This is a genomic window from Erythrobacter sp. JB2-19 (assembly GCF_057365005.1).
Genome location: NZ_CP200290.1, coordinates 3070980 through 3082871, shown reverse-complemented (window position 1 = coordinate 3082871; position 11892 = coordinate 3070980). Strand labels below are relative to the sequence as shown.

At 59.8% G+C, this 11892-nt stretch carries 10 protein-coding genes and 1 pseudogene; 5 read left to right on the top strand and 6 right to left on the bottom strand.

The genetic code is table 11. The annotated features are described in order from the left end of the window. Positions 1-7 precede the first annotated feature (7 nt). Both AC0V6O_RS14730 and AC0V6O_RS14725 read right to left on the bottom strand, forming a co-directional pair. A complete protein-coding gene (locus AC0V6O_RS14730; protein ID WP_486145194.1) occupies positions 8-634 on the bottom strand; it encodes a hypothetical protein in 627 nt (208 codons plus the stop codon). Next, on the bottom strand, positions 631-807 hold the full coding sequence (locus tag AC0V6O_RS14725; protein WP_472643925.1) for a hypothetical protein: 177 nt from the start codon (positions 805-807) through the stop codon (positions 631-633). The genes AC0V6O_RS14730 and AC0V6O_RS14725 overlap by 4 nt, the downstream gene beginning before the upstream one ends. Positions 808-1173: 366 nt before the next feature. Here AC0V6O_RS14725 and thrS point away from each other — a divergent pair, with 366 nt between their 5' ends. Together thrS and AC0V6O_RS14715 are read left to right on the top strand one after the other, a co-directional pair. Further along, a complete protein-coding gene (gene thrS, locus AC0V6O_RS14720) occupies positions 1174-3204 on the top strand; it encodes a threonine--tRNA ligase (RefSeq protein WP_486145191.1) in 2031 nt (676 codons plus the stop codon). Between the two features lie 21 nt (positions 3205-3225). Next, positions 3226-3969 (top strand): sulfite exporter TauE/SafE family protein, encoded by a 744-nt coding sequence (locus AC0V6O_RS14715; protein WP_486145189.1) that lies wholly within the window; start codon positions 3226-3228, stop codon positions 3967-3969. Here the strand turns inward: AC0V6O_RS14715 and AC0V6O_RS14710 are convergent. The 4 genes from AC0V6O_RS14710 to AC0V6O_RS14695 all read right to left on the bottom strand — a co-directional run bounded on the left by AC0V6O_RS14710 (position 3966) and on the right by AC0V6O_RS14695 (position 7722). Then, positions 3966-4724 (bottom strand): DUF1223 domain-containing protein, encoded by a 759-nt coding sequence (locus AC0V6O_RS14710; RefSeq protein ID WP_486145187.1) that lies wholly within the window; start codon positions 4722-4724, stop codon positions 3966-3968. The two genes, AC0V6O_RS14715 and AC0V6O_RS14710, sit on opposite strands and share 4 nt — an antisense overlap. A 76-nt stretch (positions 4725-4800) precedes the next feature. After that, a complete protein-coding gene (locus AC0V6O_RS14705; RefSeq protein WP_486145185.1) occupies positions 4801-4935 on the bottom strand; it encodes a hypothetical protein in 135 nt (44 codons plus the stop codon). 55 nt (positions 4936-4990) lie between these two features. Further along, complete coding sequence (locus tag AC0V6O_RS14700) at positions 4991-5974, bottom strand: agmatine deiminase family protein (protein WP_486145183.1); 984 nt, start codon at positions 5972-5974, stop codon at positions 4991-4993. A gap of 38 nt (positions 5975-6012) precedes the next feature. Then, on the bottom strand, positions 6013-7722 hold the full coding sequence (locus AC0V6O_RS14695; protein ID WP_486145181.1) for a M28 family metallopeptidase: 1710 nt from the start codon (positions 7720-7722) through the stop codon (positions 6013-6015). A gap of 136 nt (positions 7723-7858) precedes the next feature. Here AC0V6O_RS14695 and glnE point away from each other — a divergent pair, with 136 nt between their 5' ends. The 3 genes and pseudogenes from glnE (at position 7859) to AC0V6O_RS14680 (ending at position 11833) form a co-directional block, all read left to right on the top strand. Further along, complete coding sequence (gene glnE, locus AC0V6O_RS14690; protein WP_486145179.1) at positions 7859-10576, top strand: bifunctional [glutamate--ammonia ligase]-adenylyl-L-tyrosine phosphorylase/[glutamate--ammonia-ligase] adenylyltransferase; 2718 nt, start codon at positions 7859-7861, stop codon at positions 10574-10576. Continuing rightward, positions 10573-11046 carry a peroxiredoxin gene (locus tag AC0V6O_RS14685; RefSeq protein ID WP_486145177.1) on the top strand — a complete coding sequence of 158 codons (474 nt, stop codon included), beginning with the start codon at positions 10573-10575 and terminating at the stop codon, positions 11044-11046. The genes glnE and AC0V6O_RS14685 overlap by 4 nt, the downstream gene beginning before the upstream one ends. A gap of 6 nt (positions 11047-11052) precedes the next feature. After that, positions 11053-11833: pseudogene (locus AC0V6O_RS14680) on the top strand (ferritin-like domain-containing protein). Positions 11834-11892: the final 59 nt, after the last annotated feature.

Below are 11892 nucleotides of genomic sequence, written 5' to 3'. Positions count from 1 at the left end.
ATAGCGCTCACACAGCGCCCCATGTACCGTATTGGATACGGTTGGAAACCGCTCCGATGGCAAGGCCGAGGAACCACATCACCGGCCACCAAAAGGCGTCGGCATGCGGAACCAGATCGGCGGTTTCCAGAAAGCCCCAGACCGCGGCGAGGCTGAGGGTGAATCCAGTGGCGATAAGCGATTGGCGCACGACGAGCATACGGATGAATTCGTCTTGCTCCTCGACGATCAAGCGTCCGATGGCCCAAAACACGCCAATCACGCCAAACCCGGGTAGCAATGCGACCAGTATCCTGATCGCGACATCCACATTCTCTGCCTTGTCGACATAGACGAGCAGGCCCATCGCCACCATGTAGCAGCTGGTCGAAATTGCGATGCGTTTGAGATAGCGCCTTTTCGCCTCGCCCTTGAGGCACCCCGCACCGCCTGAATCGATCCGTCTGCTGGCGGAGGTGAACAGTGGAACAATCAGTGCTGCTGGAACGATCATCAGGATGATCTCAGCCGCTCCCTCGACTGCGCCCGAAATGCTCAGCGCAGCGCTGATGCCAAAGGCGATGAGCATCAACACACCCCAGAACACTGGTCCGCGGCCCAAAACGCCCCGGCTTTCTGTTGTTGCCCCGCTCATAGCAGGCACTTTGAATTGCTCTTGCACCCACCGTTGAGCATGCCCATCGCTGCGCCGCTCAGGCCGCCTATGATCCCAAAGGACGCGCCATTGCTTAGCTCACTTGCGGCCAGGAATATTGCGGCAGTGATGATGATCACGGCCCATAGTATAGCTTTGTTTCGAATTGTCATTGGTAAAGCTCCCTTTCAACTGTGGAAAGCATACTTGTCATTGATTCGTATGTTTGTCAAGCACACTTTCCATAATGGAGCGGTTGCTTTCCGGTTGAAGTCCAAAACACGGGTAATGACATCGCCATTCGCCGCGCCTATATCTGCGCTCATGGCTAACCGTGTGACTACCACCACCACTACCACCACCCCGGATTTCCGGGGCCGGTTGCTGTTGGTCTGATCCAGCCACACCCGCGCCCCGAACTTTCGGTTTCGGGCGGCGCGGTGTCAGCCTCCTGAAAAAGCTGAAATTACCAAGACACCGCTCTTCAAGCGCGCGCGTGAGTGTGTCATGGGCGTGAACGCAAACAAGACGGAAGAACGATGACCGAATTGCTCAAAATCAGCCTGCCCGATGGCACAACGCGCGAAATGCCGGAAGGCAGCACGCCGGCCGATGTGGCCGCCGCGATTGGCCCAGGCCTTGCCAAGGCGGCGCTAGCCGCGCGCGTCAACGGAGAGGTGCGCGATATTGGTCGCCCGTTCGAGGGTGACGCTGAGCTTGAGCTGATCACTAGCCGTGATGAAGCCGATGCGCTGGAACTGGCGCGGCATGACTTTGCGCACGTGCTGGCCGAGGCGGTGCAGGCGCTCTATCCCGGCACACAGATCACCTTTGGCCCCGCGACCGATGATGGCTTTTACTATGACGTGATGGCTCCGGCCGACCGCGAGCCGTTTAGCATGGATGATCTGCCCGCTATTGAAGAGAAAATGCGCGAGATCATCGCCGCCGATAAGCCATTGGTGCGCGAGGTTTGGGCGCGCGCTGATCTGATCGCGAAATGGGAAGCGGACGGTGAGGCGTTTAAGGCTGAATGGGCCAAGGAACTACCTGAAAACGAAGAGCTGACCGTTTATTGGTCAGGCGAACCACGCAGCGAAGGGGCGTGGCTCGATATGTGCCGCGGGCCGCATTTGGCCTCCACGGGCAAACTGGATCCGGCGGCGTTTAAGCTGATGCGGGTGGCGGGCGCGTATTGGCGCGGTGATCAGCGCAATGCGCAGCTCACGCGGATTTACGGCACTGGTTGGCTCAACAAGAAACAGCTCAAACAGCATCTTCACCGGTTGGAAGAAGCCGCCAAACGCGACCACCGCAAATTGGGCCGCGAGATGGATCTGTTCCACCTTCAGGAAGAAGCCCATGGCAGCGTGTTCTGGCACCCTAAAGGCTACCGGATCTGGCGCGAGCTAGAGGCCTATATGCGCCGCAAGATGGACGGCGGGGGCTACCGCGAGATCAAGACGCCGCAGCTGATGGATATCCGCCAGTGGGAGCAATCCGGCCACTGGGGCAAATATGCTGAAAATATGTTTGCTGTGCCTGATATGGTCCCGGAAGTGGACGAAGACGGCGATGGCCCGGCTAAACCTGCGGTTGAAAAAGACGCCGATTGGATGGCGATCAAACCGATGAATTGCCCCGCCCACGTGCTGGTGTTTAAGCAAGGCATCACGTCCTATCGCGACCTTCCGATACGGCTGGGTGAAATGGGCTGCTGTCACCGTAATGAGCCGCACGGGGCGCTGCATGGCCTGATGCGGGTGCGTCAATTCACTCAGGATGATGCGCATATTTTCTGCACCGAAGACCAAGTGGTCGAGGAGGTGCGCAAATTCTGTGAGCTTGCAAACGGTGTCTACAAGGATTTCGGCTTCACCTATCATGTTAAGCTCGCCACGCGTCCGGAAAAGCGCTTTGGCTCCGATGCCGATTGGGACAAGGCGGAGCAGGAATTGCGCGATGCTGTGGCCGAGGCGGGCATGGACAATGAAGAATATGGCTGGAAAGAGCTGCCCGGCGAAGGCGCGTTCTATGCGCCAAAGCTGGAATGGCACCTGACTGATGCGATTGGCCGGACATGGCAAGTTGGCACGATCCAGGGTGACCGCGTCCTGCCCGACCGTCTCGATGCGACTTATGTTGGTGAGGATGGCGGCAAGCACCGCCCGGTTATGCTGCACCGCGCGATTTTCGGTTCTTATGAGCGCTTCATCGGCATTCTGATCGAGCATTATGCTGGCCGTTTGCCAGCATGGCTTGCCCCGGTTCAGGCCGTGGTTGCGCCGATTGTGTCGGACGTTGATGGCTATGCCACAAAGGTTATGGCGAAGCTGGAGGCGGCGGGAATCCGGGTGGAAGGCGATCTTCGCAATGAGAAGATCAACTATAAGGTGCGCGAACACTCGCTGGCGAAGGTTCCGTATCTGTTTGTGGTCGGCAAGCGCGAGGAAGAAGAGGGCACGATTGCCCTGCGGACCTTGGGTGAGAAAGACCAGCAAGTGCTGTCTTTGGATGACGCCCTGGCGCTGATCACAAAGGCGGCCACCCCGCCTGATCTTTGCGCCTGAGCGCATTTGATCGCATAGATCATGGAATGGCTGGCCGGGCTTGATGCAGCGCAGATTGCGGCGGCGTTCGCAGCGACCATCGGTGCGTCCTTTGTGCGCGGGCTGGCCGGGTTCGGCATGGCGATCTTGCTGGTGCCGGTTTTGGCGCTAGCCTTGACCCCGGTTGAGGCGGTGATGATCGCCAATTTCCTGATGCTGTTTATCGGTCTTTTGGAGATCAGGCGCTTGGTGCTGGGCGCTGAAAAATCCGCATGGATGATCAGCGGTCTTGTCGCGCTCACGACCGCGCCGGGATTGCTGCTGTTGTCTGTGACGCCGCCTGATCTCGCGCGGCTGCTCATCGCAATGGTGGCCTTGTCAGCCTTTGCGCTGGTGCTCTTGCCTCAGCGTTCAGCCAGCGTTCCCGGATCGCTCCAGACAGGGGTAACCGGACTGACCAGCGGCATCCTCACTGGCTTTGCTGGTATGCCGGGGCCGCCGGTTGTGCCTTATTACGTCGGCCGGGCGATCCCGCGCGACACGGCCAAGGCTTCGATGCTGCTGATCTTCACGATTGCTTCGATCGCAGCGATTATTTCAGGGTCCTTGACTGGCGTGATTGATCAGCGAGTGGTGCTTTTGTCGGCCGGGCTGTTTCCCGCTGTGATATTTGGCAATTGGCTAGGCGGCCTCGCCTATGGCCGGATCAGCGATACGGTCTGGCGGAGTTTTGTCGGCTTGGTGCTGTTCGCCGCTGCCTTTGCGGCTCTCACCCGTCTGTTTTAGCGGACCCAGCGCGCGGCGAGCACTCGCCCGCCGTTCGGTTCGCGCAGGACCAAAGCATGCGCATCTGCTCCCGGTGTGGTTAGCCTGTCTTGGCGCAGCTCAACACTTGCCGTGCCACCATCCCAGCGGGCCAGCACTTTTTCATCCAGCAAAACATTGGTGTAGGAGATGCGGCGTCCGCCGTTCTCTCCGCGGCCAATCGCGACGCTTTCCTCGCTCGATACCGCCATCAGCACCAGCTCGGCGGGTCTCTCGGCTGTTCCGCTGAGGCCAATGCCATAGCCCAATCCGCCTGCTGGCTTGATGCGAATGGCGGCGCTTTGTGATCCTCGCGCCAGCGCAATATGGCGGCGATTGATGCGCTCGTTGGAGCCGACCTGGCCGAGCTCTCCATCGATCACCAATTGCGGGGTGTAGACGCCGTTATACCCAGCGAGCCCGCGTCGCGCATAGTCGCGCTGCAGGTTGGTGTTATCTTCGCGCGCAAGGGTGTCTTTCCAGCCTAAACGGTCCCAATAGGTGACCGGACGAGCGATCACGACGAGGTCCTTTTCTCTCGCTAGCTTGGCCGACAGCCGGTCCGCTGGAGGGCAGGATGAACAGCCCTGACTAGTGAACAATTCCAACAGGACAGGCTCGCCTAAAGTTCCGGTCTGCTCAGGCGGGTTTTGCTCTTGGCTGAAACCTGGAGCAGCGACAGAAGCGATTGCCAACGCGGCGGAGCCGATGGCCAGACCGAGTAGAGTTTTTGTCATGCGCGTCCCTCAAATATCCGCTGAGCAATGCGGGGATATTCGTTGGGATCTGCTGTTTGGTTACAGCGAGTGCAGCTTACAGTGGGAGCGGTTGCCCGGCAAAGATCAGCGCCGCGCCGCATGCCAGCACAATGACCGAGCGGGCGATATCGACCGGATGGGCCGTTGCAAGCTGCAAAGGCTTGCGAGTAATGGCGATTGCTTTGACCATGAGGCCCACGTTCGCGGGCAAATGCTAACAGGTCGTTAAGATTAACCACAATTGGCTAAATGAATGCAGAGGGCATTTGCTGGCTGGCGCAGTGAAATCCGCCGCCGCCGGCGAGCACGGCATCCGCTGGCAGGCCGATGGTCTGCCGATCTGGGAAGAGCGCGGCGATCGCCGCGACGCCCTCCGTATCATGCACTGAGCCAAAGGTCGGCACCACGACGAGGTTCGTGGTGATGGCAAAATTTACATAGCTTGCCGGTTCAATCTCGCCATCGCGCAGGATCAGTCCAGGCGATGGGATGGTCACCACCTCCACTCCAAACGCTTCGGCGCGGCGCTTTGCATCCGCATAGATTGCTGCGTTGGGATCATCATCGCCCTTGGCATGAGGAATAACGAGTAGGTCGGGACCAACAAAGCGCGCCAGATTGTCGACATGGCCATCAGTGTGATCATTGATCAGGCCATCGCCGAGCCACAGCACCCGTTCGAACCCGAGCGTGCGCTCAAGCTCCGCTTCGATTGCAGCGCGCGACATGCCGGGATTGCGGTTTGGGTTCAAAAGGCATTGCTCAGTCACCGCGCACAGCCCGGTGCCGTCGCCTTCCACCGCGCCGCCTTCCAATATCATCGGCGAGGTTTTGAGGGGCAGATCGGCATCACGCGCCAATTCTGCGCCAATGCTCTCATCGCCCGCCATCTCATATTTGCCGCCCCAGCCATTAAAGCCGAAACGGCGCGCGGCGCGCTCGCCATTATCAGACACGATCAGCGGCCCCGTGTCGCGCAGCCAAATATCGCCGTAAATCCGCTGTTCCAGCGTCACCGCCTTGCTCACCAGAGCGCGGGCGCGGGCTTTGTGCGCTTCATCGCGCACGAGCAGACGCACTGCCTGACCGCTGTCAGCCACAGCGTTGGCAAAGGCCGCGATCTGTTCCTGCGCAGCCGCAAGAAAACCCGGCCATTCTTCGGCCAGATGTGGAAAGCCGATCCACAACCATTCCTGCGGTGCCCATTCAGGAGGCATCAGGACGGTCATGAACCGGCTTTCGATTCGTCAGCTAAACGGGTGCTGAATCAGCAGCCCGTCTTGGCGCTGGCGCAGCTTTCATCGCGAGTGGCTTTGAACTCATCACCTTCGTTCCAATTCGGCCAGCTGCTGCTTTCCGCCATCATCCGCCCGATCCGGTAGAACAATTGCAAATCGCCCATCACGCCGGACCAGTCCCACTCTTCGTTGAACTCGTCCTTTGGCCCGTGATAGCGGTTTTCGGTGTAATCTTTGGCCACCGCGGCGCCCGCATCAATGCCGCCTTCGACCAGGTCTTCACCGCCATCAATATAGAGCATTGGCACGCCCTGCTTGGCAAAGGCGAAGTGGTCAGAGCGGTAGTAATAGCCCGCCTCTGGCTTCGGATTGGGTGTCATGGTGCGGCCATCGGCCTCCAGCGCCGCCATCATAAAGGCGTCGAGTTGAGACTTGCCCGGGCCAACCACGGTCACATCCTTGGCTGGGCCAGCAACCTGGAAGGCATCCATGTTGATCCCGCCAACCGTCTGATCCAGCGGGAACACTGGGTTTGAGGCATAGTAATATGCGCCGAGCAGGCCGGATTCCTCAGCCGTCACGGCCAGGAACACGAGACTACGTTTAGGCGCGCCAGCTTTCGCATGCGCCTCGGCCAAAGCGACCAAGGCCGCAGTACCGGTCGCATTGTCGACTGCGCCGTTGCAAATGTCATCGCCATCGGGAGCTGGTTTACAGCGGCCAAGGTGATCCCAGTGCGCGGTGTGGATGATGTATTCGTCAGGCGCTTCGCTGCCCGGCAGAACGCCGATGACATTTTGCGATTTGAACGTGCGAATGTCGTTTTCAAAACTGGTGGAGGCTGACATGCCCAGCTCAACCGCTTCAAATCCTTCAGTCTTCGCCGCCGCTGTCAGCGCGTCGAGATCTTGCCCTGCTGCGGCCAGCAATTCGCGCGCAGCCTCTTTCTGGATCCAGCCATTCATCGTGGTGAGCGGCGGAGGATTGTCACCGCGAGCGGGATAAGCTTGGGGGCCGGACCAGCTGCTTTCAACCACGTTCCAACCATAGCTTGCAGGTTCGGTGTCATGGACAATCAGAACGCCTGCTGCGCCCTGGCGGGCGGCCTCTTCATATTTGTAGGTCCAACGGCCATAAAATGTCATCGCGCGGCCGTTGAATTTGCCTTCAAGGCCGGTGGTTTCATAGTCAGGATCATTGACCAGCACGACCACGGTTTTGCCTTTGACATCGACGCCTTCGTAATCGTTCCAATCGCGCTCTGGTGCGTTGATGCCGTACCCCACGAATACCATTTCGCTGTTCGTAAGCTGCGTTTGCGCATCTTCGCGGTAGGTCACGCCGACCCATTCGCTACCGAAATCATAGACCAGATCGGTATCGCCATTGGTGATGGTGAGCGGCGCAAAGTTTTTGCCGGTGATTTCTACCAGCGGCACTTCCTGTACCCAGCTCTCGCCATTGCCGGGCTGAAGGCCAGCGGCTTCGAAACGTTCGGTCAGCAGGGCAACGGTCAGTTCTTCGCCTTTGGTGCCGGGCATACGACCCTCAAACTCGTCGCTGGAAAGCGTCCGCGTGATGTCGACCATTGTCTCTTCAGACAGCTCGCCTGCCGCCACTTCAGGAATGTCCATCCCGTCCATGCCAGTGTCGCCGCCGAGCGAGCTCGTCGCATCGCATGCCGTCAGCGCGAACGCGCAAGCGGCCAATCCGCCAAGCTTTAATGCTTGTTTGATCATTGTCGGTGATTCCTCTCATCCAAAATCATTGCGCGCACCTTTTGCAGAGCGGAGCGCGGCCCGCAAGGCGCGATGCGCGCCTGATCGATCACCGGAGCGCTTGCGAGACCAGCGTTCGCGCGTCATTGAGACGGAGATGGCGCAGGCAAATTTGCACGATTGGGATGGGGCATTGGCGCGGGCGCGTGCCGAGGCGCCGTTTCTGGCGCGCGGGCTAGAGCGGATGCCGCAGCTTGCCGAATTGCTGGGTGGCGGAGATGCCGAGGGCGCTTTGTCATGGGCGAAGTGCGCTGGTGACGGCGCGGATGATCTCGGCGTTGCCTTGCGGCGAGAGCGGATTGCTCTGTCAGTCGCGCTGGGCATAGGCGATCTGGCCGGGGCCTTCTCGCTCACGCGCGTGATGCAGGAGCTGTCCGATTGCGCCGACCGCGCGCTCGACCGGGCGATTGCCCATGTCATTGCAGAGCGTACCGATGGGGAGGCCGCGCAGGGGCTTTATGCCTTGGCGCTGGGCAAACAGGGTGCGCGAGAGCTCAATTACTCTTCTGACATTGATCCGATCCTGCTTTACGATCCAGAGACACTGCCGCGCCGCACCAAGGATGAGCCGGGCGAGGCAGCCGCGCGTTATGCCCGCCAGATCGTGCAATTGCTGTCCGAAAACACTGCTGATGGTTTTGCTTTTCGGGTCGATCTGCGGCTGCGCCCAGCCAGTGAGGTAAGCCCACTGGCCGTTTCAGAAGGCGCGGCGCTTTCCCATTATGAGAGCGCTGCTTTGGCGTGGGAGCGTGCGGCCTTTATCCGGTCGCGCGCTTGCGCCGGCGACATCGCCGCAGGTGAAGCGTTTTTACAGCGAATTCAGCCCTTCGTTTGGCGATCCAGTCTGGATTTCGGCGCGATCGACGAAATCCGTCAGCTTACCGCACAGATCCGTGCAAACCATGACGGCCCGCTCCGCCCCGGTCCTGGCTTTGATGTGAAGCGCGGGCGCGGCGGCATTCGTGAGATAGAGTTCTTCGCGCAAACCCATCAGCTTATTCATGGTGGGCGCGATCCCAGTCTGCGGGTGAAGGGCACGTGCGCGGCGCTCGATGCTCTGGTGGTGGCTGGCCGAGTTGATGGCGATGAAGCGGCTTTGCTGGGGTCGACTTATGACCGTCTGCGCGTGATTGAGCATCGATTGCAAATGATGAACGATCGCCAGACGCATATCTTACCCGAAGGCGCGGCCCTGGATGCGGTCGCTCGGCTTGACGGTTTGGCAGATGGCGCGGTGCTGATTGCAGAGCTGGACGCGCTGACGCAGGCGGCAGGCGCGGTCTATGACAAGCTCATCGGCGATGATGTCAGCGCCTCTCCGCCCGTGCCAGAGCCGCCACAAGCCGAAGCCTTGACGGAGCAATTGAACAATCTGGGCTTTGCTGAGCCGGACAGGCTGGCGGCGCGGATCAGGGGATGGCGTGAGGGGCGCTATCAGTGTTTGCGTACCCCGCAAGCACTTGCGGCGTTCGATGCTCTTTTACCTGAACTGGTGGCTGCTTTTGCGGGGGCGGATGACCCGGACCGCGCGCTGACCCGGTGGGAGAGTGTGCTCGCCAATGCGCCTTCTGCGATCAACCTGTTTCACCTGCTCTCCGCGCGCCCGGCGCTGCTAGCGCAATTGGTCGGCGCGCTCACTTTGTCGCCCATGCTGGCCGATGAGCTCGGCCGCCGCCCGGAACTGCTCGATATTCTGATTGATGAGAGCGCGTTGGAGCTGCCAGGTGCTGTTGCTGAAATCGCCGAAGATATGCGGCGGATCGCGGCCCGCGATGATTACGAGGCGCAATTGGACGCTATTCGCGTGGTTACAGGCGAGCAACGCTTTGCGCTCGGCGTGCAGCTGATCGAGGCGCTGAGCGATCCGATTGACATTGCGAGCGGTCTGTCGCGCGTGGCCGAGGCGGGGCTGAAAGTGGCAGCGGATGCAGCCGCGCGCGAATTCGAGCGTGTGCACGGACAGATCAACGGCAGCGAGGTCTGCGTCTTAGGGCTGGGCAGATTTGGTGGTGGGGCGCTGACTCACGCATCTGACTTGGACATTATCTATCTGTTCTCAGGCGATTTCGATGCGCAGTCCGACGGTGAACGGTCGCTTGGCGCAACGCTTTATTACAACCGCTTGGCCAGCCGCATTAGCGCAGCTCTATCTGTCCCTACGGCGCAAGGTGCGCTCTATGAAGTGGACACACGACTGCGCCCGCAGGGGAACCAAGGCCCGCTGGCGGTATCGCTCGAAGCCTTCGCCAAATATCAGCGCGAGGCGGCCTGGACCTGGGAACATATGGCACTGGCGAGAGCGAGGGTTTTGATCGGGCCAGCTGCGGCGCGCGGCCAGCTCAACGAAATCATCACCGGGGTGCTTTGTAAGCCGCGCGATCCGGCGGAACTGCGCATAAATGTGCTGACCATGCGGAGTGAAATGGCGCAGCATAAGCCTGCTCGCGGGCCGCTGGATGTGAAGTTGCTACGCGGCGGGTTGGTTGATTTTGAGTTCCTCATCCACTTCCTGCAACTGCGCGATGGTGAGGGGCTCGATCCTGATCTTGGTGCGGCCATTCCCATGCTGGTGCGGGATGGCGCTTTACCGCAGCCAATGATTGCTGCCTATGATTTGATGACCCGTATTCTGGTAGCGGGGCGCTTGCTTGCGCCCGATGGCAAGGAGCCTCCGCCCGCTGCTGCCGATGCGCTGGCGCGGGCCTGCAAGGCGCAGAATTACAAAGGCCTCTTGCACAGCCTAACCGAGGCGCGGCATGAGGTCGCCAAAGCTTGGGAGGCGATTCTCGAGTACCAATTGGAGATTGACGAATGAGCGATTTTGCGAGCGTTGGTGACGCCCTGCCCGATATTGAAATGGGCACGCCCGATGGCGGTACGGTGAAGCCGTCGGATTTCCACGGCAAGAAGCTGGTGCTGTTCTTCTATCCCAAGGACAACACGCCGGGCTGCACGACCGAGGCTAAGGACTTCACTGCGCTTAAAGGCGAATTCGATGCGGCGGGAACGGAGCTGCTTGGCGTCAGCAAGGACAGCGCGAAGAAGCACCAGAACTTTATCGCCAAGCACGATCTCACAACCCCTCTGGCGACCGATGCGGAAGAAGGCGGATTGTCTGATACGCTCGGCGTTTGGGCCGAGAAACAGATGTATGGCAAGACCTATATGGGCATGGTGCGTACTACCTATCTGGTCGGCGCAGACGGCAAGATTGCGCAGGTCTGGAACAAGGTGAAGGTCAAAGGCCACGCCGAAGAAGTGCTCGCCGCCGCAAAGGCGCTCTAAGCTCCAATGCAATCCTTGGCCTCTGCCATTCGCGGCGCACTGCTCACCGCTGATCCGCGCGCAAAATGCTTTGCAACGCGTGATGTCGTGCGCCGTTGGAACAAGGGTGCGCTAGAATGGCAGTTTGACGTCACGATGCCAGATGAGCCCGCGCGGCCCAGCGAGCCGGAGCTCTTGCCGCCCAGTCACATGCCCAAGCGCGGCAAAGGCGGATCAGAGCGCGGCCGGATCGCCTTGTGGCACAGTCTCGCGCACATTGAATTTGTCGCGATTGATCTCGCGCTCGATATGGCGGGCCGTTTCGGCGAGCAGATGGGTGAGGAATTTGTCTCTGATTTCCTGAGTGTTGCTGCTGATGAGGCGATGCATTTCGCTCTGCTCGACCGTAAGCTCAAGACGCTTGGCAGCTATTACGGCGCGCTGCCAGCTCATGGCGGATTGTGGCAGGCGGCAGACGAGACCAAGCACGATGTCCTAGCGCGTCTCGCTATTGTCCCGATGGTGTTGGAGGCGCGGGGATTGGACGTCACGCCAGCAACCCTAGAGCGGGTCCGGGCAGCAGGTGATGAGAGCGGCGCAAAAATTTTGGCGCGAGATCCTTGACGACGAAATTCGCCATGTCGCGTTTGGCACCAAACACTTTATCGCATTGGCCGATAAGGCGCAGGAATCGCCCGAATCCACGTGGAAAAGGTTAGTAAAAACTTACTTTCGGGGCGCCGTTAAACCGCCATTTAACGACTCAGCGCGTCTTGCAGCCGGTTTATCGCGGGAGTTCTACAGTTAAGTTGCTCTTTAAGATTTGAACCCGAATAAGTCCTTTCGAAACGGAATCGGGCGCAATTG

Bases quoted from the DNA above. Each gene is read 5' to 3' on its own strand.
- AC0V6O_RS14730 (WP_486145194.1), bottom strand. From the start codon at position 634: ATGAGCGGGGCAACAACAGAAAGCCGGGGCGTTTTGGGCCGCGGACCA.
- AC0V6O_RS14725 (WP_472643925.1), bottom strand. From the start codon at position 807: ATGACAATTCGAAACAAAGCTATACTATGGGCCGTGATCATCATCACT.
- thrS (WP_486145191.1), top strand. From the start codon at position 1,174: ATGACCGAATTGCTCAAAATCAGCCTGCCCGATGGCACAACGCGCGAA.
- AC0V6O_RS14715 (WP_486145189.1), top strand. From the start codon at position 3,226: ATGGAATGGCTGGCCGGGCTTGATGCAGCGCAGATTGCGGCGGCGTTC.
- AC0V6O_RS14710 (WP_486145187.1), bottom strand. From the start codon at position 4,724: ATGACAAAAACTCTACTCGGTCTGGCCATCGGCTCCGCCGCGTTGGCA.
- AC0V6O_RS14705 (WP_486145185.1), bottom strand. From the start codon at position 4,935: ATGGTCAAAGCAATCGCCATTACTCGCAAGCCTTTGCAGCTTGCAACG.
- AC0V6O_RS14700 (WP_486145183.1), bottom strand. From the start codon at position 5,974: ATGACCGTCCTGATGCCTCCTGAATGGGCACCGCAGGAATGGTTGTGG.
- AC0V6O_RS14695 (WP_486145181.1), bottom strand. From the start codon at position 7,722: ATGATCAAACAAGCATTAAAGCTTGGCGGATTGGCCGCTTGCGCGTTC.
- glnE (WP_486145179.1), top strand. From the start codon at position 7,859: ATGGCGCAGGCAAATTTGCACGATTGGGATGGGGCATTGGCGCGGGCG.
- AC0V6O_RS14685 (WP_486145177.1), top strand. From the start codon at position 10,573: ATGAGCGATTTTGCGAGCGTTGGTGACGCCCTGCCCGATATTGAAATG.